Source organism: Paenibacillus sp. 4624 (genome assembly GCF_050435065.1).
Lineage (GTDB): Bacteria > Bacillota > Bacilli > Paenibacillales > Paenibacillaceae > Paenibacillus > Paenibacillus amylolyticus_D.
Genome location: NZ_JBNDJR010000011.1, coordinates 79,481 through 104,506, shown reverse-complemented (window position 1 = coordinate 104,506; position 25,026 = coordinate 79,481). Strand labels below are relative to the sequence as shown.

Annotated in this window: 27 protein-coding genes; 24 read left to right on the top strand and 3 right to left on the bottom strand. The window is 47.7% G+C overall.

What is annotated here, in order from left to right:
• Positions 1 to 122 precede the first annotated feature (122 nt).
• The 10 genes from ABIE27_RS23210 (at position 123) to ABIE27_RS23165 (ending at position 10,550) form a co-directional block, all read left to right on the top strand.
• A complete protein-coding gene (locus tag ABIE27_RS23210; RefSeq protein ID WP_429351624.1) occupies positions 123 to 1,217 on the top strand; it encodes a CgeB family protein in 1,095 nt (364 codons plus the stop codon).
• A 64-nt stretch (positions 1,218 to 1,281) separates the two neighbouring features.
• Complete coding sequence (locus ABIE27_RS23205; protein WP_240036852.1) at positions 1,282 to 2,424, top strand: CgeB family protein; 1,143 nt, start codon at positions 1,282 to 1,284, stop codon at positions 2,422 to 2,424.
• A 72-nt stretch (positions 2,425 to 2,496) separates the two neighbouring features.
• Positions 2,497 to 4,128 (top strand): glycosyltransferase family 4 protein, encoded by a 1,632-nt coding sequence (locus ABIE27_RS23200; RefSeq protein WP_429351623.1) that lies wholly within the window; start codon positions 2,497 to 2,499, stop codon positions 4,126 to 4,128.
• Positions 4,129 to 4,216: 88 nt separating this feature from the next.
• A complete protein-coding gene (gene wecB, locus ABIE27_RS23195; protein WP_123064758.1) occupies positions 4,217 to 5,308 on the top strand; it encodes a non-hydrolyzing UDP-N-acetylglucosamine 2-epimerase in 1,092 nt (363 codons plus the stop codon).
• Complete coding sequence (locus tag ABIE27_RS23190; RefSeq protein ID WP_090919276.1) at positions 5,301 to 6,287, top strand: polysaccharide biosynthesis protein; 987 nt, start codon at positions 5,301 to 5,303, stop codon at positions 6,285 to 6,287. The genes wecB and ABIE27_RS23190 overlap by 8 nt, the downstream gene beginning before the upstream one ends.
• On the top strand, positions 6,284 to 7,111 hold the full coding sequence (locus ABIE27_RS23185; RefSeq protein ID WP_123064631.1) for a dTDP-4-dehydrorhamnose reductase family protein: 828 nt from the start codon (positions 6,284 to 6,286) through the stop codon (positions 7,109 to 7,111). Before ABIE27_RS23190 ends, ABIE27_RS23185 begins: the two co-directional genes overlap by 4 nt.
• Complete coding sequence (locus ABIE27_RS23180) at positions 7,093 to 8,034, top strand: NAD-dependent epimerase/dehydratase family protein (RefSeq protein WP_123064630.1); 942 nt, start codon at positions 7,093 to 7,095, stop codon at positions 8,032 to 8,034. The genes ABIE27_RS23185 and ABIE27_RS23180 overlap by 19 nt, the downstream gene beginning before the upstream one ends.
• Positions 8,031 to 8,747, top strand: coding sequence for a glycosyltransferase (locus ABIE27_RS23175; protein ID WP_123064629.1), 717 nt, complete (start codon positions 8,031 to 8,033; stop codon positions 8,745 to 8,747). Before ABIE27_RS23180 ends, ABIE27_RS23175 begins: the two co-directional genes overlap by 4 nt.
• A gap of 239 nt (positions 8,748 to 8,986) precedes the next feature.
• Positions 8,987 to 9,736: a glycosyltransferase gene (locus ABIE27_RS23170; RefSeq protein ID WP_429351622.1), complete on the top strand. Its 750-nt coding sequence runs from the start codon at positions 8,987 to 8,989 to the stop codon at positions 9,734 to 9,736.
• 259 nt (positions 9,737 to 9,995) lie between these two features.
• Positions 9,996 to 10,550, top strand: a complete 555-nt coding sequence (locus ABIE27_RS23165) for a GNAT family N-acetyltransferase (RefSeq protein WP_429351621.1) — start codon at positions 9,996 to 9,998, stop codon at positions 10,548 to 10,550.
• A gap of 207 nt (positions 10,551 to 10,757) precedes the next feature.
• Here the strand turns inward: ABIE27_RS23165 and ABIE27_RS23160 are convergent, their stop codons facing one another.
• Entirely contained in the window at positions 10,758 to 10,928 is a 171-nt protein-coding gene (locus ABIE27_RS23160; RefSeq protein ID WP_429351620.1) for a hypothetical protein, read from the bottom strand.
• Positions 10,925 to 12,163 carry a glycosyltransferase family 4 protein gene (locus tag ABIE27_RS23155; RefSeq protein WP_429351619.1) on the bottom strand — a complete coding sequence of 413 codons (1,239 nt, stop codon included), beginning with the start codon at positions 12,161 to 12,163 and terminating at the stop codon, positions 10,925 to 10,927. Before ABIE27_RS23155 ends, ABIE27_RS23160 begins: the two co-directional genes overlap by 4 nt.
• A 194-nt stretch (positions 12,164 to 12,357) precedes the next feature.
• Here ABIE27_RS23155 and ABIE27_RS23150 point away from each other — a divergent pair, with 194 nt between their 5' ends.
• Both ABIE27_RS23150 and ABIE27_RS23145 read left to right on the top strand, forming a co-directional pair.
• Positions 12,358 to 12,717, top strand: a complete 360-nt coding sequence (locus ABIE27_RS23150) for a hypothetical protein (protein WP_429351618.1) — start codon at positions 12,358 to 12,360, stop codon at positions 12,715 to 12,717.
• A 238-nt stretch (positions 12,718 to 12,955) separates the two neighbouring features.
• Positions 12,956 to 14,446, top strand: coding sequence for a DHA2 family efflux MFS transporter permease subunit (locus ABIE27_RS23145; protein ID WP_123064625.1), 1,491 nt, complete (start codon positions 12,956 to 12,958; stop codon positions 14,444 to 14,446).
• Positions 14,447 to 14,631: 185 nt separating this feature from the next.
• On the opposite strand, the gene ABIE27_RS23140 is transcribed toward ABIE27_RS23145, so the two are convergent.
• The gene (locus tag ABIE27_RS23140; RefSeq protein ID WP_240036875.1) at positions 14,632 to 15,705 is read right to left on the bottom strand and encodes a glycosyltransferase family 4 protein; all 1,074 of its coding nucleotides are present in this window, start codon (positions 15,703 to 15,705) and stop codon (positions 14,632 to 14,634) included.
• Between the two features lie 237 nt (positions 15,706 to 15,942).
• Between ABIE27_RS23140 and ABIE27_RS23135 the strand changes: the two genes are divergently transcribed.
• The 12 genes from ABIE27_RS23135 (at position 15,943) to ABIE27_RS23080 (ending at position 24,922) form a co-directional block, all read left to right on the top strand.
• Positions 15,943 to 17,073, top strand: a complete 1,131-nt coding sequence (locus ABIE27_RS23135) for an ABC transporter ATP-binding protein (RefSeq protein ID WP_429351617.1) — start codon at positions 15,943 to 15,945, stop codon at positions 17,071 to 17,073.
• Entirely contained in the window at positions 17,070 to 17,786 is a 717-nt protein-coding gene (locus ABIE27_RS23130) for an ABC transporter permease subunit (protein WP_429351616.1), read from the top strand. Before ABIE27_RS23135 ends, ABIE27_RS23130 begins: the two co-directional genes overlap by 4 nt.
• Positions 17,787 to 17,790: 4 nt before the next feature.
• Complete coding sequence (locus ABIE27_RS23125) at positions 17,791 to 19,185, top strand: GldG family protein (RefSeq protein ID WP_429351615.1); 1,395 nt, start codon at positions 17,791 to 17,793, stop codon at positions 19,183 to 19,185.
• Positions 19,182 to 20,192 carry a DUF4340 domain-containing protein gene (locus ABIE27_RS23120; protein ID WP_429351614.1) on the top strand — a complete coding sequence of 337 codons (1,011 nt, stop codon included), beginning with the start codon at positions 19,182 to 19,184 and terminating at the stop codon, positions 20,190 to 20,192. Before ABIE27_RS23125 ends, ABIE27_RS23120 begins: the two co-directional genes overlap by 4 nt.
• 303 nt (positions 20,193 to 20,495) lie before the next feature.
• On the top strand, positions 20,496 to 21,512 hold the full coding sequence (locus ABIE27_RS23115; RefSeq protein ID WP_429351613.1) for a YhcN/YlaJ family sporulation lipoprotein: 1,017 nt from the start codon (positions 20,496 to 20,498) through the stop codon (positions 21,510 to 21,512).
• Positions 21,513 to 21,738: 226 nt separating this feature from the next.
• Positions 21,739 to 21,936: a helix-turn-helix domain-containing protein gene (locus ABIE27_RS23110; protein WP_429351612.1), complete on the top strand. Its 198-nt coding sequence runs from the start codon at positions 21,739 to 21,741 to the stop codon at positions 21,934 to 21,936.
• A gap of 48 nt (positions 21,937 to 21,984) precedes the next feature.
• Complete coding sequence (locus ABIE27_RS23105) at positions 21,985 to 22,242, top strand: hypothetical protein (RefSeq protein WP_429351611.1); 258 nt, start codon at positions 21,985 to 21,987, stop codon at positions 22,240 to 22,242.
• A gap of 23 nt (positions 22,243 to 22,265) precedes the next feature.
• Positions 22,266 to 22,682 (top strand): hypothetical protein, encoded by a 417-nt coding sequence (locus ABIE27_RS23100; RefSeq protein WP_429351610.1) that lies wholly within the window; start codon positions 22,266 to 22,268, stop codon positions 22,680 to 22,682.
• Between the two features lie 86 nt (positions 22,683 to 22,768).
• A complete protein-coding gene (locus tag ABIE27_RS23095) occupies positions 22,769 to 23,038 on the top strand; it encodes a hypothetical protein (protein WP_429351609.1) in 270 nt (89 codons plus the stop codon).
• A 1-nt stretch (position 23,039) separates the two neighbouring features.
• Positions 23,040 to 23,471: a hypothetical protein gene (locus ABIE27_RS23090; RefSeq protein WP_429351608.1), complete on the top strand. Its 432-nt coding sequence runs from the start codon at positions 23,040 to 23,042 to the stop codon at positions 23,469 to 23,471.
• A 621-nt stretch (positions 23,472 to 24,092) separates the two neighbouring features.
• Positions 24,093 to 24,500, top strand: coding sequence for a hypothetical protein (locus tag ABIE27_RS23085; RefSeq protein ID WP_429351607.1), 408 nt, complete (start codon positions 24,093 to 24,095; stop codon positions 24,498 to 24,500).
• A gap of 29 nt (positions 24,501 to 24,529) precedes the next feature.
• Entirely contained in the window at positions 24,530 to 24,922 is a 393-nt protein-coding gene (locus ABIE27_RS23080) for a hypothetical protein (RefSeq protein WP_429351606.1), read from the top strand.
• Positions 24,923 to 25,026: the final 104 nt, after the last annotated feature.

Sequence of the window (25,026 nt, the reverse complement as noted above, 5' to 3'; positions counted from 1 at the left end):
GACGCCAATTTTGAGCCTTGCAGGACACCCGTCCATGATGCATCTGACCCCGAGGCATATCCTTTAGAGGGAAGACCAATCTCGTGGAGATCAGGAATGAGATCTCCTTGAAGGAAGACAGGGTGAAGAATGTGGCAAAACGAAGACACCGCCCGCTGACGGAAGCGGAGGCGGCCTACCGCGGCGGGTATGCAGAAGGCCGCAGGTTTGGCGGCTGTCAGGCCATCATGGAGCGGGTGCAACCGTTCGAACCGACCCTGCGGGACATGAAGGTACTATATATCCCGCAGGGATTCGATGCCATTGATCAGGGTGTCATTCTGGCACTGCAACAGTCGGTTCGAGAATGCGTTGTTGGATCGCCAGCAGCGATGTTGCAAGAAGCCAGTCAGCACCGGCCTGATGTTGTTCTGGTGATGAACGGTCTGCACGTATTTCCCGAGGATCACCTGGAGCAGGTGAAGGGAATACGTGTACTGGGGATTCGGACGGCCGTGTGGTTTGTCGATGATCCCTATTTCACGGAGGATACGGCGACCATCTGTCAGCACTACGACATCGTGTTCACTCATGAAGAGGCTGCCGTGCCCTTCTACACAAACCAAGGAGCACGGCGGGTCATTTACATGCCGCTGGCTGTAAATCCAGGCATGTATCATCCGCGCCGCACAGAGCCGCAATATCAGTATGATATTTGTTTTATTGGCACTGGATTTTGGAACCGGATTGATCTGTTTAATCAGCTTGCGCCTTACCTTGCAGATAAAAAAGTGTTCATTGCCGGAAGTCAGTGGAATCGGCTGGCACGGCTGGATGTACTGGGGCAGTTCATTCACGAGGGATGGATTGACCCGGAGGCAACGGTTGACTATTACAACGGTGCCAAAATCGTGATTAACGTACACCGAACCTGTGAGAATGGTGAGGATAATCGAAATACCCACCATCTACAGGGGCGATCGATCAATCCGCGTACCTATGAGATCGGTGCCTGTGGCACGATGCAGATCACCGATACTCGCGGAGATTTGCCCCGTTATTATCAGCCAGGGTATGACATTGAAACATTCTCCTCTGCGGCAGAATTGCAGCACAAGATCCACTATTATTTGAATCATGAAGAAGAGCGCCAGGCCCTCGCTTGGAGAGGTCTGCTCACAACGATGAATCGTCATACGTTTAACCGCCGCATTACCGAGTTGTTAGGACATCTGTAGTGTCCCTTCTGTGGAAGGGCAACCTCAGGAAGCGACGTTATCCCAAATAAAAAGGAGTGGCGGTATGTCTATCAAACACCGTAAAACCAGAAAGGTTCATCAACCACCTATACTCAGCCTGGCAGATCAGGCTCGTAAAAATGGACGGCAGGCCGGATTTGACGCAGGCAAAGAAGAAGGGTATCTGCGGGGCCGTGCCAACTATATTGTAAATTGTGCTCAGGAGCCGCTGCCTTTCCGGCAACTTCATGTGCTCTATGTTTCTTCGGGTAAAGGCTTCCCTTACTCTCCTCTGGATGAAGCAATTATGTCTACGCTTCAGGGTATGGTTGCTCAGGTGACGCTGTCTGATCCACGCCAGCCGGTCTCTCAAGTTGCGCTGGAAACCCGTCCTGACCTGGTGCTTGTGCTGGACGGGATGGATATCCCTATCGAGCAGATCGATGCTATACGCCAAGCGGGCATTCAGACAGCGATCTGGCTTACGGATGATCCGTATTATACGGACATGACACTAGAGATTGTGAAGCATTATGACCATGTCTTCACACTGGAGCTGAATTGTGTAGAACTGTATCGCCAGCATGGCTGTGCATCCGTGCATTATATGCCTTTTGCCGCTTTTACGAACCACTACTTCCCAATTACAACCCCTTCCCCTCTGAAAAGAGATATCAGTTTTATCGGCTCGGCATACTGGAACCGCGTGTATTTCTTTAACCCGATTATGCCTCAGCTCATGTCGCATAATACCGTCTTTAACGGCATCTGGTGGGATCGACTGCCTGACTATACGGCTTATGGCGAGAAAATTGAGCTGGGTCGCTGGATGAGTCCTCAAGAAACCAATGATGTTTACAACGGCACCAAAATCGTTATCAATCTGCATCGCTCCCATGAAGATGATTCAGTCAACAATAATCAGATCAAAATTTCGCCAGCCTCACCAAACCCGAGAACGTTCGAGATTGCCGCCAGCACAACATTGCAGTTAACCGATGCACGCGACGATCTGGCTCGTTTCTATAAACCAGGGGTAGAGATCGAAACGTATTCTTCACCGCAAGAGATGCTTGAGAAGGTCGATTATTACCTTGCACATGAGAAAGAGCGGCGTGAGATTGCCCTGCGTGGGCTTGAACGGACGTTAAAAGATCACACGTATGACCGAAGAATCAATGAGATGTTAAGCATTATATTCCCTTAATCTCGGCCAGGAGGAGGTGTGCACAGTACCCCGTATCTGCTCGTCTGTTTTATACGGGGTCCGTGTGCGGCCATGGCAATGAAACCAAAACTGATGCTGTTTTCCCATGTGTGTAATACCCGCAGTATTACAGGGGCGGAGAAGCTTTTGCTTCATTTTATGATAGAGATTGGCACGATCTTTGAATGTGTGCTTGTTGCGCCGCAGGAGGGGAAACTTACCGGACTCGCACGAAGGTTTGGCATCCAGGTTCATATATGTAATTTGCCGATGCTTCACGGTGTGTATACACCGTATCAGGGAATTGCACAAGATGCGGAACATCTGCGGCACACCCCAGCATTTCAGGATGCGCTCTGGCTGATTCGCAGTCACGAGCCAGATATGGTTTTGACCAATACCTGCGTGAATGTCATGCCCGCTGTAGCGGCAAAATCACTCGGAATTCCAGTTATTTGGAAAATAACCGAGATTATTCAAACGAATGAGCATACACCCGAAGCGATCCAGATGATTGGCCGCTATGCAGACTGGATTATCGGGATTTCCGAGACGGCAGCGTTACCGTTCAAACAAGCAGGTATGAGTGACAGGGTGACGATTATTCCTCCAACATGGGAGCCTGCTCTGCCTGCACCGGACCGCTGGCTTCATCTGCGTGAGCGAAAACGTAAGGAGCTTAGATTCAAGTCTTCGCATACTTGTATCGGTTATATTTCTTCCTTTATATATGATGCCAAAGGTTTAAAGCCCTTTGTTGATATGGCGCTGAAGCTGTGTGAGACCCATTCACGTTGTCGCTTCTGGATCATTGGCGCACCCGCAGACAAAAAGTATTACGACGAATGTGTTTACCAGGTGAAACGATCCGGGTATGCAAGGCGCTTTACGTTTACCACGTTTGAGGAAAATGTATCGTTGGCCTACTCCGCAATGGATATCGTGGTTATTCCCAGCATGGTAAAAGAAGGCTTCGGCATGACTGCGCTGGAGGGGCTTTATTTTGCCAAACCAGTCATCGCTTTTGCCCAGGGTGGCCTCAGTGAATTAATGGAATCCGTAGGCAGCGGTGCATTTCTGGCTCCGCCCGGTGATAGTGATGCACTCGTTACGTTGGCTACGACGTTGCTGAATGATTCCGAGCTTGCTTCCGATACCGGATGGCGTAACCGGACAGAAGCGGAAAAGCTGTACGGAATCGAAACCTACCGAGTGAAATTGCATACGATGGTCACACAGTGGTTATTGCGTTTTCCCGGATGGTTCACGTATATCCAGCCACCGAGCGGTCCGGTGCTGGCGTGGGGAGAAGGTGGGCTGCGTACAGTACTGAATCCCGATCCATCCCTTATTCGAACGTTGTTGCTTCCAGAGAGTATTGTACAGCTTCTTCCTCGTTCTTCGTTACCTCCAGTAACCGTAACACAACAGGGGGAGGGAGGCGGGAAACCCCGCGAAGAGGATCAACGGACTGAGCCAGAAATTCATGTAGGTAAACGCCGTCGTAGAAGAAAGGTTCCCGCTTCCCGCCGCAAGCTCAAAGAGCTGAAACGAACGATCCGGACCGGGAAAAAGAGCCGTACGGCCCGTACTCGTAAAGTGAAAAGGCGGCACACATCTGCCTTGAATTTGTCCACTCGCAGACGCTCTTCCAGGAACAAACGACGTAGGCGGACAGCACGCAAAGGTTCCAAGTCACGGTAATAGACAAGGTTCATAATGCACGTTAAAAGAGAGGGACTTTAATACAAGAAAAGGGGTTTCTAACACACGACAGAAGGCAGGGATGACGATGAAGATCATGACGGTGCTGGGTACGAGACCTGAGATTATTCGACTCAGCCTGATCATTTCCAAGCTGGACCAGTATGCGTCCAAACATATTCTGGTGCACACGGGACAGAACTTCACAGAAAGTCTCAGCGGTCTTTTTTTCAAGGAAATGGGTCTGCGTGCCCCGGATTACGTTCTTCAGGATGAAGCCGCCTCATTGGGGCGACAGCTGTCCTCCATGTTTACTCAGATGGAAGATTTGATTCTGCAGGAGAAACCTGACAAATTGCTCCTGCTTGGAGACACCAATAGCGCTTTGTGTGCGGTACTTGCTGAACGTATGGGCATCCCGGTAATTCATATGGAGGCTGGCAATCGCTGCTTCGATCTGGATGTGCCGGAGGAGAAAAACCGACGCGTGATTGATGCAATCTCGACCATTAATATGCCTTACACCGAACAAAGCAAAAAACATCTTGTCAGTGAAGGTGTGCCCAGCCGCCGCATTGTGCTTACGGGCAATCCGATCTACGAGGTGATGGAACATTACGCTCCACAGGTCAATGCCAGCAAAATTTTGAAGAAGCTCAAGCTGAAGCCCGGACAATATTTTCTCGTTACCGCTCATCGGGCTGAAAATGTCGATCACCCTCCTCATCTACTGGAGATTATGCAAGGGCTGAATCAAGTCGCGGAGGAACATGGGCAACGCGTGATATGCAGCATTCATCCGCGAACAGCGATTCGCATTGCCGAACATCTGCAGCTGGAGATGCATCCGCTGGTGGAATTCCATGAGCCGTTTGGATTTTTTGACTTTGTCATGTTGGAGCGACATGCACGCTGTGCGCTCACAGACAGCGGGACAGTTCAGGAGGAATGCTGCATTATGGGGGTGCCTACCGTAACGATGCGTCGCACGACAGAACGTCCCGAAACGGTAGACTGTGGCAGCAATGTGGTCTCCGGCCTGGATGCCGCGAGAATAGCGGATTGTGTGAACGTGATGACCAAACTGCCAAATGACTGGGATTGTCCGCAAGGTTACAAGGCAACAGATGTGTCCAGTAAAGTGGTCAAATTTCTGCTTGGAGGGAAAATACATGTTTGAAAATAAGCGTATACTCGTGACTGGCGGTACGGGATCATGGGGGTATGAGCTTGTCGCTCAACTGTTGCCTCAGCAGCCAAAAGAAATTATTGTGTACTCTCGCAACGAGTCCAGCCAGGTAGCGATGAGCCGTGATTTTGAAGACCCGCGCCTTCATTTCCGCATTGGTGATATTCGTGACAAAGATGCCTTGACGGCAGCCTGCCAGCATGTGGACTATGTTTTCCATCTGGCAGCACTCAAGCATGTACCGGTATGTGAAGACCAGCCTTATGAAGCACTCAAAACAAACGTGATCGGCACACAGAATGTCATCGAAGCGGCAATTGAAAATAAAGTGAAAAAAGTCATTTATATTTCGACCGACAAAGCGGCCAATCCTTCGAACTTCTATGGAATGACCAAGGCGATTGGTGAGAAATTGATTGTTTATGCGAACCTGCTTCATAGTGATACGAAGTTTGTCACGGTACGGGGCGGCAATGTGCTTGGTACGAACGGCAGTGTTGTGCATCTGTTCAAAAACCAGATTCGCCAAAAAGGTCAGGTATCCATTACAGATATGGGCATGACCCGGTTCTTCCTTACACTCAAGGACGCGATTAAACTACTGTTCAAAGCTTCGGTAGAAAGTGTTGGCGGCGAAATCTTTGTCATGACGATGCCAACATGCAAGATTGTCGATCTTGCCGAGGTTCTCATTGAAGATTCCGGTGTGGAAAACGTAGCGATTGTAGAACGCGGCGTTCGTCCGGGTGAGAAAATCCATGAAATTCTGATGAGTGAATTCGAGAGCATGACGACGGTTGTCTACGACGAACAGTATCTGGTCATTTTGCCTACGCTCGGCATTCCAGGATTGCGTGAGCATTACACCAACTGCCCACCGGTGCCATACAGCAGCTTTAGTTCTGAGCACCAACTCATGACCAAAGAGGAGATTCGTGAAATTCTGAAGCGCGGAGGGTTTCTATCATGAAGCTGCTGATTCTTGGGGGAAACGGAATGGCCGGCCATATTCTGGTCGACTATTTCCGCCGTCAAGGTGTGCACAGCGTCTTCTACACCACGCGGGACGTGACTGACCCGAATGGTTTGATCCTGGATGTGAATGACAGCTTCATGGTCGACAGGCTTGTAGAAGCGGTGCACCCGGACGTCGTCATTAACGCGGTTGGTGTGCTGAACAGCTTCGCGGATGAGGATAAGATTGGCGCCTATCATATCAACGGTTTTCTGCCGCATCGTCTGCGGCGGATGGCCGATTCCATCGGTGCACGTCTAATCCATATCAGCACAGATTGTGTGTTCAGCGGAGATCGCGGGGCATATCGGGAGGATGATGTGACAGACGGCACGTCCTCCTATGCGATTACGAAAGCACTCGGTGAAATACAGGATGAAGGACATTTGACGATACGGACTTCCATTATTGGACCTGAAATCCGGCAGGGTGGTATCGGTCTGATGCAGTGGTTTATGTCCAGCACAGGTGAGGTTGGCGGGTATACTCGTGTCTTCTGGAATGGCGTAACCACGCTTGAGCTTGCCAAATGGGTAGACCATTATCTGGATTCTCCAGTCAGTGGCCTGATCCATCTTGCTCATCCTGAACCAGTCAGCAAACATGATCTGCTTGTTCTGTTCCAGCAGGTCTGGAACAAACAGGATGTGAAGATTATACCGGATGATAGCATGGTACAGGATCGCACGCTGGTATCCACCCGTGAGGATGTGAAGACAAACCTGCCGGACTATTCAACTATGCTGAAGGAGCTGGCATTATGGATGGAGCAGAGCTGACGGGCAAAAAAGTACTGATTACAGGCGCCTCCGGTTTTACAGGACGACATGCTGTAACCTATTTTCAAGGAGCCGGTGCGGATGTTGTGGCTGTTGTAAGGCGGCCGGATGTGTATTCGTTTGGTAAAAACGTGGATGTACATGTCTGTGATCTCAATAATAAGGATCAAGTTCGTGAACTGATTCAGGAGATTGAGCCGGATTATGTGCTACATCTCGCCGGCAAAAACTCGGTGCCGGATTCCTGGGCTGATCCACTGTTAGTGCTCGAAACAAACGTGATGGCGGTGCTGTACCTTCTGGATGCTCTACGCATATGTCCGAAGGCGCGGACGGTGATTGTAGGCTCCAGGCTTAAGTATACACCTGAACCTGGGCGCATACCTCAGCCACCTCATCCTTACAGCTTGAGCAAAGCGCTGGAAGAGATGGTGTCGCTGTCTTGGATGTCCCTGTTCGGTCAGCAGATCATGCTAGCCGAACCGGGCAATCTGATTGGTGCCGGACCCTCTACAGGCATCTGCTCTCTGCTTGCCCGCCATGTGGTTGCTTGTGAGCAGACGGGCAAAACAGAAGCGTTTCGACTATCCGGGCGAGATAATACACGTGATTTTCTAGATGTACGGGACGCGGTTCGCGCGTATGCTGCCTTACTGGTACATGGCACCAGCGGTACAGTGTATCCGGTGGTGTCCGGGGTGGAACGGAGCCTTGGCGAGATCGCTGATCTGCTGTTGTCAATGACAGAAGCCAAAGTACCGATCCGCTGGGATGGTACTTCATCTGGGCCGGATGGAGCAGGGAAACAGGAGGAAATGTTGGAACTGCGCAAATTGGGCTGGCAACCGCAGATCTCATTTGAGACATCGCTGCGCGATATTTTGAGTGATGTTCGTACCCAGCAAGGGAGGACGACAGGATGAATCCGCGTGTATCCATTGTGATTCCGTTCTACAATTGTCCTTACGTGCCGATGGCGATTCAAAGTGCGCTGGATCAGACGTATGCTGAGGTGGAGATCATTGTTGTCGACGACGGCTCCACAAGACATGCGGAGCTGCTCCAGCCTTATCTGCCACGGATTAATGTACTTGGCAAAAGCAACGGCGGCACCGCCTCCGCACTGAACCACGGCATTCGGCATGCCTCGGGTGATTATGTGGCTTGGCTGAGCTCGGATGATTTCTTTTATCCTGACAAAATTCGTTACCAGCTTGAATTCATGCAACGTGAAAATGTTTTGGTCTCGCATACCAATTTTCACTATATCAATGAACATTCGGCGGTTACCAAAATGCATGGCGGGCCTGAGCCGATGTCTGAGCTGGATTGTTTACGCCGTTTTAATGGCGGTAATCCGGTCAACGGATGTACGGTCATGATCCGTAAGGATCTGTTTAGCGGTGTAGGGCTGTTTGATGAACTGTTGCCTTATACGCATGATCTGGATCTCTGGATGCGGATACTGCTTAATGGTCATCGCTTCCCGTACCTGAATGAGCCGCTTACGGCTTATCGCTGGCATGGGGGGATGGGATCGGTGCGTCATGCGGACGTGATTGGCAGAGAAGCGTCCATGGTCTGGTCAAGGTATCGCGAACCGTTAATGCAGCGTATTGCTGCGCTTGGCGGGTAGCGAAGGAGGCCGTTATGAAGCCGCGCTGCGTGCTGATTAGCGGCCTCTTTGGCGCAGCCTTTTGTAAGAGAGAGAAAGGCTATGGAAAGGGATAAATGCATGATCATAAGCTCTATGTGTATGAAAATGCCTGAGGCTGTGATGGTTCTGCGATACGCTCGCAAAATGTACGTTCACCCTGCTGTGAATGCCCGATACGGTTGGTTGAAACCTTCATATACTAGAGGAGACGCAAGAGTTTGCAGAGATTTGAGGAGGAAGGGGATGCCCGGATGGAGCCGAAGGTTTCGATCGTGATTCCTTTTTATAATTGTCCATATATCGAGCAGGCCGTTCACAGTGCCCTTCACCAGACGTATCCGCATATTGAGGTGATCGTGGTGGATGATGGATCGACCAAACATGTGGAGCGGTTGCAACCGTTTATGGATGAGATTCAGTACATTCGCAAAGAGAATGGCGGCACAGCGACCGCGCTCAACGAAGGTATCAAACATGCAACAGGGGACTATTTTGTCTGGCTCAGCTCGGATGATGTGATGTTGCTGAACCGGGTGGAAAAACAGTTGAAGTTTATGCTTGATGTCAAAGCGTCGTTCTGTCATGGGGCATATCATTACATCAATGAACATGGTGAATGGCTGGACACGGTACAGCCTGAGGTGGGAAGCCGTCTGGAGATGCTGCAGGTACTGATGGAAGGATGCCCGATTAATGGATGTACGGTAATGGTGGAGATGGAGGCGTTTGAGCGCTTCGGGGTGTTCGACACGGATTTTCGGTATACGCATGATTATGAGATGTGGCTGAGGCTGTTCCCGCTGTATGAGCTGTTTTATTTCAATGAACCTCTAATGTGTTACCGTCTGCACGAGTCGATGGGAACGAAACGTCATTTCAAGGAACTGGTCGCGGAGATGGAACGTGTTCAGGAGAAACATCGTCCAATCCTGCTGAACTTGCTGCACGTTGGTGGGTATTGGAAATGATGGATGATTGCGATTGCAGGTCTATCTAGCAGAGCAACATGGGTCAGCAGGATGAGTAGCTGAAATACGGAACATGGGGAGCGAACGCCTGAGTAGCAGTGTGAAAATGCTGCAGGGTGCCGCTCTTTTTTGGAGAGGGATGAGATAGCGAAATTCCTGTATAATGAACGGTGACTTGTACATAGAAGGGACTGAATTATGCGCAGATATCAATATTGGATAACCAGACTAATAACTAATCATAATGGAGGTTAACGTATTGATTACTGAATTACACACGCCCAGACTACATTTACGTCAAATGAAAGCATCTGACTCGACTGAGCTCTTTCGGGTATGGTCTGACCCAGAGGTCGCCAGGTTTATGAATATTTCCCCGTTCTCGGATGAAAAACAAGCGCTAGAGATGATTCAGTTGCTCGCCGATCTGGCTGAGAAAAAACAGGCCATCCGGTTCTCCATCATGGAAAGGGAGTCAGGCACAATTATGGGCTCATGCGGTTATAACTACCTTGATGGTGAACAAGCTAGAGCCGAGATCGGGTACGATCTGGCCAAAGCCTACTGGGGTAGAGGATATGCAATGGAGGCTGTTTCTGCTCTATTAACTCATGGCTTCTCTGCATTGCAACTCAATCGGATTGAGGCAAAAGTTGATCCTCGTAACGTGAGCTCTATTAAACTGCTGGAGAAGCTGGACTTCGTGCGGGAAGGAAACCTGAGAGGTTACGAGAGAGCAGGAAGTGGAGCAGAACCAGGTTCGAGGGACACGTTTAATGATCTGTATATGTATTCGAAGTTGGCATCCGATTAAGGGGGCTCGATGGAAGAATGCAGGGATGATTCGAGAAAAAGAGAGAAGAAAGTATAAAGTAGAATAGCATAAAGATAGAGCACTAATTAGAAAAAGTGTTGAAGTATGAGTAGAGTATAAAAAAAGAAGCTGCAGATTTAGATCTGTGGCTTCTTTGTGTAGATGCTTGCACATTAGCCTTGAAAGAGGATACCGGACCTTAATCTTTTAGTCCTTTTCATTCAGAATAGCCATGGATACCGGATCGGGAAATACATATCCTTTCGGAAGTTTTTGCATCAGGGTGTTCATGATCTCATAGTCCACCTCAATGTGAGGCGTGGAGACGGGAACCGAAAACCAGCGATTATACAGATCGCTTGGAACAAGCAGGGTCATGACCGGAGTCCTCCTCTATAGATGGCTTCTTGATACACATGCAGCGTACGCAGTCCCATTTCTTCCAGAGAACGATGTTGTTCAGCCCAGGATTTGGCGGCGGCACCTACCTTTTTGCGAGTTGCATCATCTTCAAGCAGCGCATGCAGTAGCTCGCTGAGTGAATCGGCATCCTGCGTGGGAACGACCCACCCGGTGTGCCCCGGTTCGACCATTTCGGGCATGCCTGCTGTACCGCTGACGATAACGGGTACTCCTGCAAGTTGTGCTTCGGTAACGGAAAAGGGCTGTGTATCCTGAAGGCTGGGTTGTACATAGATATCTGCATGCTTGAGGAAGGAAGGAATGTTGTCCAGTTTGCCCCAGAATACGATATCTGCAGCAATACCAGCCTCGGAAGCTTGACCAAGCAATTCATCTCGCAGATTGCCTTCTCCAGCAATCCAGCATACCCAATCCGAACGTATTGTCTTCAGGTTAGCGAGCGCCTTGATTAGTACATGTACTCCTTTGATATATTCCAGTCTTCCAGTAAAAGCAATGACCTTTTTACCCGCAGGTGCACGGTGAGGGAATTTGGAAGCAGCTGCTTTACGATAAGCTGGCAGATCGACGGCATACGGAATCTGTCTAAATTTGGACTCTGGCAAGCCAAGTTCAGTCACCGTGCTTTTAATCCAGTGACTCGACACGAGTATTAGCTCGGACTGCGCTGCGCTTCGCTGCTCAAGTGAGAGAAAATAACGTCCGCGTTTGGATTGCAAATAGGCAGATAGTGTTAACTGTGGGTTGGAATTTTGCTCATCGTAGAACGCTTCCCGAGCGAGAGCTCCATGGTAACTTGTAACAAGCGGTATGTTCCGCTTCATAATCCGTTTGATCGCTACAGCTGCAACGGGGTCTTGTGCATGAATAACGTCATAATGCTCTACACCAAGATAGGATGCGGCCATTTCAAAAGCATATCTGTTCAATTCGTAATAGGCCAGCAGTGAGTCAGCCGTGAATTGCGGCAGATCGGTTGGATTAAGCTTGGCTTGCAGCATGGGCCATACCAGGTCTTTCGAGAATGAACGATTGAGATTACGGACATATACTTCATTTCTGGCGCTGTTTGTGCCCATGATATCTACTTCTACACCAAGGGCAGCGAGTCTGTCGGCGAGCTGTTTAATATATGTCCAGATGCCTCCCATATGTGTAAGTTCCCAATACGTAACGAGCAGAACTCTCATAACGACCTCCTTGTCGCGGCCTGCGCAGGCCGAACTCCTATCCTGTTATTCTATGAAATATGCAGGGATTCAGGCCGGGCCTTCGTTGCAAATCTTTAAATTTGGGTGATTATACATGCCGATGGACGAGAAAAAACATATCCTGTCTACAGGGGGGATGGCGAAGAACTCAGGCTCCGCAGGAGGGATAAGAGATGGCGGCATATATCATTCAATTACATGAGAATTTGCTTCAGACAGCTATTCCTGTGAGATATATAGACGTGGAGGTTGCTTATATTGGGGATGAAGAAGGAACCGATGTATATGTTGGTGCAGTGGGTAATCACGGAGAACTGTATCGATATTTGTTCTATGTAGGTTCAGGCTCGGGTGCAGCAGCGAATAGTTATGTCATTCATCATCTGAATGTGTCATGCGAAATTAGCGAACTGAAAATGATAAGCAATAGTTCAGAGCCGAATCATTTGGTGATTCGAATTTATTGCTACAGTGGGGAAGGAAAGCTCATCGGCGTATTGTCAGAACATCAAATGATCAAACTTGCAGATTGAATGTGTAAACAACGATAAGGAGCAGGCAAAGGGCCTGGTCCTTTTTTGTCGTTTTTTTATAAAATGGTGCCTCGAAAAATAGCTTGACAGCAAAGGTATTTTCATTACAATTAAACCAGTATAAAACGAAAGTTTAAAACAATGATTTAAAACGATGGTTTGAACAATCGTCATTATAGGCAGTCCGCAGGCCGGGTCATCCTGATGCCATTGCGACGCCGGAAAAGAGAGTGAATGCGTGAAACAACAAACATCAGTACCACAGGAGACAGAAGAATTTTCAATCAAGACGATTATCCTGCCGCTTCTATCGATTATCGTCGGCATGATCATGGTCATCCTGGACAGCACGGTCGTTAACGTAGCTATTCCAAATCTGGTACAGTACTTCGAGACAGACCTGAAAACCATTCAATGGACGGTTACAGGATATACGCTGGCTTTGTCCGCTGTGATTCCACTAGCAGGATGGCTGACCGACCGTTTCGGGGCCAAAAGAGTATTTTTATTCACGATTGCCATGTTTACGCTTGGATCTGTCTTGTGTTCGATTGCTCAATCACCAGAGCAGTTGATTTTATTTCGTGTCATTCAAGGACTGGGCGGAGGGATGGTTGCTCCAATCGGGATGGCTATGGTGTTTCGTCTGGCACCACCAGAACGTAGAGGTTCCATTATGGGTATGCTCGGTATTCCGATGCTGCTTGCTCCTGCGCTCGGTCCAGTATTGTCCGGCTGGTTTATTGAATCGGTCAGCTGGCACTGGATTTTCCTGATTAATCTGCCGATTGGTATTGCAGCTTTCATTCTGTGTGTTCGATTCTTACCGGATACCGACCGTGGTCGTACACCTGCTCTGGATTTGCTGGGTATGATTCTTGCACCGATTGCTTTCTCCATGCTGGCTTACGGTGTAAGCGAAGGCGGGACGAGCTGGACGTCTGCGACAACACTTACGGGCGTTATTGTTGGCGGAGTAGCGCTTATCCTGTTTATTATCGTAGAGCTTCGTCAAAAAAATCCATTGCTTGAGCTTCGGGTATTTACCTCTTCCGATTTCTCCAGAGGTATTGTCCTTGCTTGGGTAGCCCAAGTGGCTTTGTTCGGCTCCATGATTCTGATCCCGCTCTACTTGCAACAGATCAAAGGATACACGGCATTGGAGACAGGACTGATCCTGCTCCCTCAAGCGCTGGCTTCCGGGATTTCCATGCCACTGGGCGGCCGATTGTTTGACAAAATTGGAGCAAGACCGCTGGCCTTTGTCGGTCTGGGTATTATTTCAGGAGCATTGTTTATTTTGTCCAGCATTACAGCAACAACAGGGCTTGGTCTTATTATTACGGCTCTACTTATGATGGGATTTGGTATGGGCTTGTCCATGATGCCACTGAACACACACGTACTGAATGCGGCACCGCGTAAACTGGTGGCCCGTGTGACACCATTGACTGCCGCTGCGCAGCAGGTCGTTGTATCCTTCGCGGTAGCGGGCCTGACGGGGTTTCTTACCTCTCGTGTGACAAGCAACACAATGGGTACGGAGAAAGCGGATATCGTAAACGGACTAGTGAGTGGATTCAATGATACGTTTTTCCTCGCGGCGTGTATTGCCTTGTTCGGATGTGTGCTTAGTCTGATTTTGCGCAAACCGAAGCGTATGGCTGAACCGGAACCGGAATTGCAGACAGGAGATAGTCCTGACCCTGCAATGATGATGGGACATTAATTAGGTATCTGCCTGAAAAAGGCAGTATGCAATAAATTGAAGGCAGTCCAGAAGCGTATGCTCTCTGGACTGCCTTTTTGACTACTTATTTCTTGATATAAAATATGCGGATAACAGCGATTGGATGGTTATTCTGTCATCGGAGTGTATGTGTAAATCATCCTTAGCTCAAGTTACTCGGTCGCTCAATGGAAAATCCTCAAAGCCGTCATCATTTCGCGGAAAGAGGCTGCGTATCGGTCGGGTGAAAAGGACATACTCAGATGCTGTCTTCCCTGGATACGAATATATTCCCGAAGCTTCTTGTTGTTCATTAGATCCATTGCCTCGTTTACAGCGGCATGCACATCGCCAATCGGATAGAATTTACCCGTTTTGTTGTGGGTAATAAATGAACGCACGCCATCCGAATCTGTACTGAGTACAGGGCAACCACAGCTAATGGCTTCGGCTACGGCATAACCGAAACCTTCGAGTAAAGAAGTGGATAACATAATCCCCCCTGAAGCAGCAACCATGGAGTAGAAGGTTGGCATCTCCGAGTGGGGAACGTTCACAAAGATCCCGATGCGATCTTGTAATCCATACTCGGCGAGCATATGCCGAAACATGACCTCATCTTCCGGATTAGCCAAGGTGGGATCGTGGAAGAGCCACAGTCTGGCTTTTGGTTTCTTTTTAATAATCGCACGGGAAATTTCGAGGTATTCACGCCAGTTTTTGTTATGCTCCAGACGCCCGACCCACGCAAGTACGGGATAAGGCGGAGTATCAACAGCAAGTGGGGCAAAGTGGTTTGTGTCCAGCATGTTGGGAATGACAAAACGATGAAGCCATGGACAGATATGAATGAACATATCCAGCAGATGATCGGTTGGTGGCAATACAGCGGCATCGCAATGAGCCCGAAGGTAAGGGATAGCCATTTTAATCGTATCCAGTGCCTGTTCCCGCGTGCCGAGACCTTGTGCCTCAAAAATAATACGACCTTTGTAACCGAGACCTCTCAAACGGCCAGGCATGGCAATATCTGAAGTGGTAATAATAGCATCATAATGCTCGGTATGGATCAGATGATGTATATCCTGGTCACTGGAGGCGGTGAAAATACGAGTATCGCTGTTGTTCTGCAAGCCTGAACCTGTATTCAGATACAATAGATGAGCCTCTATGCCATGACGTTTCAATACAGCGGTTCGCAGTCGGTTAAGCGTATCCACACCGCCGCTGGGAACGTAAAACGTGAACAATACTTTCACACGATTCACCCTCTGACTTATGGTCAGGAGCTCATTCTCCTGTACTGTATGTTACGTATAACACAAGGGCGGGGTGTGGGTATAATGTTGAAAGTTCACAATTTAGACAAAAAAAATTAAGCTTTATTTTAAGTGATCTTAAGCTGAGGTTAGCATACATCTCCTATCATACAAATAACTTCCCATGTTGTGTCTAATAGCGCTGTATGGGTATTTTAACGGGAAAGGATGAAGGACGTGCTCGAAGTGAGACAGGTGAGCAAAGTGTACGAGGGCCAGCGCGGTGTGCACCAATTGGACTTCACCATGGAGCGAGGCGAGATCGTTGGATTTTTGGGACCCAATGGTGCTGGCAAAACGACGACGATGCGAATGATTACAGGGTACTTACATCCCAGTGAAGGCTCGGTGTTGGTCGATGGTGTATCGGTGCATGATCAGGGGCGTAGTGTTCGCTCGAAGATCGGGTATCTTCCCGAAACGCCGCCGCTTTATCCGGATATGACGGTGCAGTTGTATCTTAAATTTGTTGCCAATCTGAGGGATGTTCCGGCGCGTGACGTCAAACTTCGGATTAGTGAGATGGTCAGCAGGCTGGGATTGCAGGGCAGGGAAAAACAAATGGTGCGCGGATTATCCAAAGGTTATAAACAGCGGCTGGGATTAGCAGGAGCGATCATACATAAGCCAGATTTGCTGGTGCTGGATGAACCGACCTCCGGACTTGATCCGAACCAAATTATCGAAATTCGGGATTTGATTCGGGAACTGGGTGAAAACCATACCGTGTTACTTAGCACGCATATTTTGCCTGAGGTAAGCACATTATGTAACCGAATGCTGATTATTAATCAAGGGAGACTTGTGCTCGATGCATCTCCGCAGGAACTTGGGTCCGCAATGGGAGATCGTTTCAAAGTGTCCCTGGAAGTCAAAGCAACGGAGCAGCAACTGTTACAGGTGTTGAAACCTTGGGAGAAGGCAAAAAGTGAAGTTATTCCAAGATCGCCTGCGTCTTCGTTGTCTTCATCCTCTGATGGTAATTTGGACGCAACAGCAAGTGATCTGGCAGGGGGAGATCATAAAGCAGGTTCCGTATTAGATACAGCCGATACACCAGATACAGCATCTCACGTACCTTCTACTGTTCATGTAAGACTCACCGGGAAAACGTCCGAGGATTTCCGAGAAGAGCTGTTTTATCTGTTATCGGGTGCAGGTTTGCCAATTCTGGAGATGAAACGCGAGAACTTGAGCCTAGAGCAGATATTCCTGAAGTTAACGACGTCCGAGCCTGTCGGAATCGAGGATGTAGCTGAACCTACAGAACATACCCAGCGTCCGGATTCAGGGGAGGGAAGCAAATGAGAAGAATGATGGCGATCTGTAACAAGGAGCTGCAGGCGTATTTCCTGTCACCAACCTCTTATTTTGCTTTTGCCGTATACGTGCTGATGACGAGTCTGTTGTTTTACTCCAGCTTTGTATACTATCAGCCGAGCATTGTGGACTACCGCCTTGTCTTGGGTGATACGTTGTCCATGCTGCTTTTTGTCGTGCCATTGTTAACGATGCGACTCGTTGCGGAGGAGTTCAGGCAGGGAACAGACGAGTTGCTACTGACTTCACCGACACGAGTAACCGAGATTATTTTTGGGAAATATTTGGCTTCACTCGCCATTCTGCTCGTGCTCATTCTGTGCAGTCTGGTGTACCCGTTCATCATGTCTTTCTACGGGAAGCTGGATCTGACATCCGTCTGGTTATCTGCACTTGGTTTGTTCTTCCTCGGCGCCAGCATGATGGCGATTGGACTGTTTGCCTCCACGTTGTCTCAACATCAGATGGTGTCTGCGGTGGCGGGTTTTATTATGTTGCTCGTTTTGTGGATGCTTGATTCATTCGCAGGTAATACGGGTTCCGCTCTACAGAAATGGCTTGATCTCTTTGCGCTGACGAAGCACTTTGACAACTTTACCAAAGGTGTGCTGAGCGGACCGGATGTTCTATACTATGTCACACTTACGGGTGTGTTTTTATTGTTAAGCATTCAAATTGTGGAACGGAAGCGGTGGAGGTGAGAAGATGAAAAAATGGTTAAGTCATACCAACAGTACCGTCTTGTCCGTCGCGGTGATTGGCATCTTTATATTGCTGACCCTGTTCCTGAATTCGCTTGGCGGCTTCCAGCTCGACCTGACCTCGAATAAACAATATACATTATCTGACCAGTCACTTACGGCGATCAAAAATGTCAAAGATGATGTCAATATTCTCGTATTAACGGTTGAAAATGCAAACAATACCGTCCTGAACCGCGAAGTGGCGGATATGGTCTTGGAGTATACCAAACGCAACAGCAAGCTGAAAATGAAACAGTACAATTTGACGCAGGAACCAGCGCTTGCCTCCAAATACGGGATCACAGGCAGTTCGATTGTGCTGGAGCAGGGAGACCGGCATAAGGTCATCGATATTGCCAGCCTGTTCACTGCGAACGGGGACGGAAGCGATGGGTCTTACCAGTTTACGGGTGAGGAGAAATTGACACAGGCACTGATGAACCTTTCCTCTACGGAGACGAAAAAAATGGTGTTCCTGACCGGACATGAAGAACTAAGCCTGGATCAGATGGGAACGCTGCGCTCTTCACTGGAACAGAACAATGTCACAACAGAGGAGTTACAACTGAACCAGGCTGGTAAAGTACCTGATGATGCCGATGTACTCGCTATTATTGGGCCACAGCGTGATCTGAGTGACGCTGAGCTTAAGGCTGTGCGGACCTATATGAGCAATGGGGGTAAGCTGTTATTATCCCTCGGTTTTGCAGAAGATATGAAATCCAGTTGGAAAAATATCGACGCGTTGATCGCAGACTACGGCGTAGTTGATGAGCATGCGGTTATGGTGGATAACAAACAGGCCAGTACAATGGGCCCGCTGTGGGTTGCCCCTGAGTACGGAAGTCATGCGATCACAGACAAGCTTGCTCAGAACAAACTTTACCCGATGCTGTCTCTGTCGATTGCACTAACCAGCAAGGAGCAGGACAAGTACAAGCTGTCTCCATTAATGCATTCCTCGAATGACAGTTATGGAGAGACAAATATTAGCGGTTTGCTGCAAAATGAAACGAACAATGACAAGGATGTGGACATCCAGGGCCCTGTCGAACTCGGTTATGCCGCGGATACGAAGGATGGCAAGCCCAAAGCCGTCATTCTGGGGTCGTCCATTTTCATGCAGGATTCGGAAATTGCGAGTGGCGGCAATCGGGATTTCATTTTGAATACAGTGAATTATTTGAGTGAAAAACAAGACGGTCTGACGATTCGTCCACGCGTACAGGCAGGATATGAGATTGCGTATCTGAATGGTCAGCAGGCCAGAGTGATATTTTTTGCAGCCATTGTAGCATTCCCGCTTGTCTTTGTGATTATCGGTGTACTCTTATGGTGGAGGCGCAAACGGGTATGAAAAAGTTAATACCAACGATGGTGGTTGTTGTTATATTGATTGCAGGCTGGGTGTATGCAGCCAATCAGAATTATTTTCGGGAAGAAGAGGCGGAGCAGGCCAAACTTCTTGGTATATCATCAGCAGATATTCAGGCCATTACGCTGCATGAGGGGACTGAAGATAAGTCTGGTACAGGTAAAGGTGCAGGTGCAGGTACAGATTCAGATTCAGATGCTGTGTCAACTTTAGAATTAAAGGATGGCGTCTGGCATATGACTGATCCGAAAGACTATCCGCTGAATGAATACAGTGTTGGCAGCTGGCTTGATGCGGTGAGTAGTGCTGAACAGGAGATGGTTGTCGAAGAGTCGCCAAAGGATGTTGCAAAGTACGGCTTGGGCACCGCGGCTACACGTCTGGATATCAAAGTGAAAGATGGGCGTGATTTCAAGCTTGCTATTGGGAGCCAATTGCCTGCGGGGGATGCACATTACGTTCAGGTAAATTCGGGAGCAGTGGTCGCTGTGAAAAATGATGCCGTGGCCAACATTGCTCTCACACGCCGCCAACTGCTGGATACAACTCCATTTAATATGGATGAATCTAATGTGCGTACGCTGGAATGGGAAGGCGAAGAATCGAGCTGGATGTTGAAGGCATCGGCAGAAGGGGATACGGCATCCGAACATTCCTGGACTTTAAATGGCAAGACCATTAAGGCCGAAGATGCGATATCTTTGAGCAGCCAGATTAAAAATCTGACTACCGTCGATGACGTTCGCAAGGCGTCCGATTTGAAAAATGCCATTCCTCGCTCCACTTTGTCAGCCCAGCAACAAGTGAACGGGAAGGCGGTCACGGGGGTGTATCGCTTGCTCACGACCTCTTCAGAGCCAGATACCATCTGGGTGATCACCCCGGATGGGGAGTGGGCTTATGGATTGGATGCGGCTAGCTTGAAAGAAGTGGAGAAGTATGCGGAAAAGCTCAAAACATCCACGGCGTCTTCGGAGCCTGCAAAGTAATCCACACAATCCACGAAAACTGAAGTGTCTAAACATTCAGCTGCATCAAAAAAAAATTAAAATTTTGTTCAATGTCACAGACACCCTTAGGAAGTGAAGTCAGTTAAGAACAGCAGTGTTGCTATAGATGCAGCACTGTTTTTTTATTTTGCCCGAGAAAGTGCATTAAGTTGAGTTGCATAAACCTATAAAAGTGAGCCATTTGTTAAATCAAAGTGCCATATCCTTTCAGCATATCGATTACGCCAGACGCGCATCCTATCTATGTGAACCAAACCAACCACATTGGAGGATGAACATCACATGCCAACAGTCAAAAAGGCAACAGCGATTACGTTATCATTGTCTACTGCAATTTTTGTAATGGCCGGTTTGACGGGTTGTGGGAACAGAGACAATAACATGCATACCCAAAGTGTTCGTGAACAAGCGCACGGCATCAATCGTTATGGTGTCGAAACGAACGGTATGGATGGTATCCGTGCGAAAAGTTACCGAATGCATAATGTGACTGACCTGAGATCAAGTGATGATCTGGCGAAGCGCATTACCGAGATGAAGGAAGTCAAGTCCGCTCATGTCATGTTAACAGATCGTAATGCTTATGTTGCTGTGCGTCTGGCGAATGGGCATGCAGGCAAGCTGGGCAGCAAATCAACAGGTCAACCAAGCAGCCGTCTGAATGGAACTATGCGTAATTACGCCAGCGATACGATGCGTGGTGGCTTGATGAATGAGGATATGGGTGGTATGCGCGTTCATGGCGGAACGGGCACGAATTCCCCATACAGCACAAGCGGAATTGCTCCGGGGCTGAATACGGGTACAGCAACAGACCGCAGCCACATGGGCAATGACCGCGGTATTTACGGCACGATGGGCACGGGGACAATCGGGATGATGCGCGGTTTGACGGACAGTGGAAAAGCCCGTCCAATGAACGAAAGTCAGTATGGCACAAGAAGTGAGCGTCCACGTATGATGGATAGTTCGGATGACAACACGCCTGAGGAAATCAAAGGTAAAATTTCAGCTAAAATCAAGCAGTTTGCGCCAAACGTGGAGAACGTATACGTGTCGGCTAACCCGGATTTCGTAGGTCAGGTCGAGAACTATGCAGCGGATCTGCGTAACGGCAAGCCAGTCAGTGGCATGATTGACACGTTCCAGTCGATGGTGGAACGTATTTTCCCAACAAACGCAGGTGATACCCATAACCGAGACGGTATACTGGGTGATGGCGTGATGAACCGCAACCACGATGGTTTAATGAATCGTAACCATAATGATGGCGGTATGATGAACCGTATGACTCGGTAAACCAGTGAAATGAACAAGTGTGCCTTTGCGGAGGGGGTATACCCAAAAGCAAAGGCATATTTGTTATAGGCAGATGAATGCAGGTGGATATGGACAAAGCATATCCGAAATGCAGCCCATTTTTCTTCTAAAACTGAACCAACGCCCTTGACCTTACATAAGATGAGTTGACTGTATCCCCTTAACCTTGTTACACCAACACAACCCGAGCAAGGAGGGGTGAACATTGAAGGGTATCGATCATCATAAAAGCAAATTTTTGTTAACCCACCGTGAACGCGAAGTATTCGAATTACTGGTTCAGGACAAAACAACGCGTGACATCGCAGGGCAGTTATTCATCAGCGAGAAAACGGTGCGTAACCATATCTCCAATGTTATATACTTTGAAGCACACAACAACGTGTGCTTCTTTTTTTGTTGATGTACCGCATATCTTAGCCTAAGGGCAGTAACTGGAGGGTGAGTGTAATTGGACAGCTTGAGCAATAGTCTGAAAAATACGATCAACATTATGGACGGATACATAACCGGCACACTGATTGTAAACGGTGGTTATGTCGGTATGCTACTGGAGGACGGATCGGAGAAGGAGTTGAACAACGCTCACCATATCGAGGTTCGTAATAGTTGTGGTGCTTACGAATATGTTACATATGGTCAAGTTGAAAAAGCAGTTAGCACAGATGGATGGGCTTTATATGCAGGGTTGTACGCACGTATCAAATAATCGTAAGATAGGGGCGAATTGATATGAATATATTTAATGCTAAAAAAGGAACCAAGGTTCGTTTTTGTAACCGAGGAGGTTGGGAAGGAGAGTATGAACAGGCTGCAAAATTGTTAAAACACAACGAGGTGTACACAGTAAAACGTCTAGATATCTTCCAATCATCGACGAGCGTTTATCTCAAAGGATTTAAAGAGTCTTTCAACAGTGTTTTCTTTGAAGATGTTTACGAGACAGAGAATGGAATTGACTATGCCCGAATAAGAGAACTTACAAATGTACCATTCACAGAATTTGTTAAGGATTGTATGAAGCATTCTTTAACCTGGCGAGAGGTAGAACATTGTTTTATCTCGGTAGACGACTTTGATTGTGATCCGAACGATCCAGATGCAGATGAACCGGATGCTCCTGTTATAGTTGTTGACGATGCTCGGTGAAGATGACATAAACAGGTATCTTGCAATTTCCAAAGGACAGAAACCCAACCTTCCGGGAGTATATACTTATACAAGAGGTGAAATCGATGAATATTAATTGGATTGAGTGGGAGGAACACAAGGCTTATGTGGTGAAAAGGAAGCAAGAAATACGGAATGATTTACGAGAGTTGCTTGAGTCGAATGAAACCCAAGTCACCTTTACTTTGAAACAGTACACAGACATGATTGATGACGATGAATTCAAGAGCGATACGATTGATATGTTGCAGGAGGCATTAATGCGAGTCGCTGATGGTCAAGGCGATCCAAAGGAGATTGCAATTGAAGCTCTCAAAAAGTATCCAGGAGAATAAAATGAGACGAATACTAAACGCAATAATATCTACTGTCACGTTGCTGCTATTATGCACAGCATGCACTCAGGTGAAGGAACCACCTATTGACAAACCTGTTGTGTCGAGCGAATCAATTGAACTTATCTTCCCCGCTGATCGTTATCCAGAGACAGCTAAACACATCCAGAACGCCATTGAGAGCGGACAACCCGCAACATGCACCATTGACAGGGACGGAGCAGAAGAGAACCGCAAACTGTCGCTGAGAGGCATAGACACGAAGAAAGGATATGATCGTGATGAGTGGCCCATGGCAATGTGTGCAGAAGGTGGAGCCGGCGCAGATATCGAATACATAAGTCCATCGGACAATCGCGGTGCCGGAAGTTGGGTAGGAAACAAGCTGGAGGAATATCCAGATGGTACAGTGGTAGAGTTTATATTGGAATAAAGGATAGAGCAGTGAGGGTCATACGCCTCCACTGCTCTATTTTTGTACCCTAAATTCGAATGTGTTCCTAAAAAACCTCTTCCCCGCCAATTTGACGGACACCTCTGTATAAGCCTCCACCGATCCACCACAATCAATTAAGTGCTCTGCACGCTCATGAACATGCCAGACTGACACTCGCGCCTGGCACAATGCTGCAGCAAAGAAGTCCGTATTGCTCCGTAAGACTCGATATGTATTATTCATCCTTTCACCTCAAAGCAACCTTCGCTCAGGAATCAATTTATTCCTGCATTCTTCACGAAAAATCGTATTAACAAAGTTTTAATAAAGTTTTACGATTTATTTAAAAATCCTATAAGTCATTAGGTTTTTTATAGTTTATAGTTATAGCATGGAACAAAAAGAGAACAGCACCCGACATTAACCAATACCTGTTTGACGGTGGTAGGCGTAAGACGAGCGGCGACAGTTAGCCCCTTGCAATAAGACCTACACTAGAGCCGCAAGGGTAGCACAAGCGGGAATGCTGTTCTTTTTGTTCTTAATCAATCCTCGACGTAATTATCCAAAGAAGGTAAGATTCTTCTGTAGGATAAAACGATCAAGGAGACTTGCATAATGAAATTAAAACGCGATTATTTGACTCCAGAAGAAGTGCTTGCTGTTGGGAATGAAACTCTGGATAAGTTGCTTGATGTTTTGTTTCTCGATCTAAGCCCCGGGGAAAAGTTCTTTATGAAAGCTTCTCCTGGTAATGTACATGTGGTACAAGATTTAAACACAGATGGTTACATTTATAGCGAAGGTGTTGCAGAATACAGCGATGTTTATCCTATCTTCTCCGCAGGTATGTTGATTCAATTGCTTTCAGATGCTCATCAATGCAACCTCGTAGCTGTCGGACTTGGTTGGGTTCTGATTTGGAGTAATGATGTGGTTACTCAAAGCGAAGAGGACGAACTGTTGGTTTCATTTCTCTGGAGATCACTTGTTCAGATCGTCGAAGAAGGTAAGTACACTTGGTGATTTATTGATCTGAAAAAGAGGTGCATTCGATGGCTGAAAATGTGAAGATGGAAAGGCTTGAGCGGATAAATGCTTTTATGAGAGAGCGATTAATCTGGTTCAGTGAAAATTCTTTTAATGCTGACGAATCATACAGGGTACATCAACAAGCGTTGGTTGACCTAAAAGAATTCGAAAAAGAATTGGACGAAGAATTCGAAAACAGGATTGCAAACGAAATATTAAAAGCAATGCAGATTAAAGAATACGAAGACAACCATATGATTGAGAAACTAACTTTTGCTCCAATTTTTTATTACGATCTTGTAACTGTAGGGCTAATTCACATTGATCACACAGGCAAGAAGTGGTTTCAAAATGTTGCTGTCGAGATAGACCCACGTCAAACAGAAAAGTTCGTTATTACTAGTCGCCCAATGTAGGCGGCTTTTTTATTTCCAAAATAGATTCTGATGGAGTTGAGGTGGAAGGTGAGTAGTGATGATATTAAATCGTTATGGGCGTTTGTTAAACGCATTTCATTAAT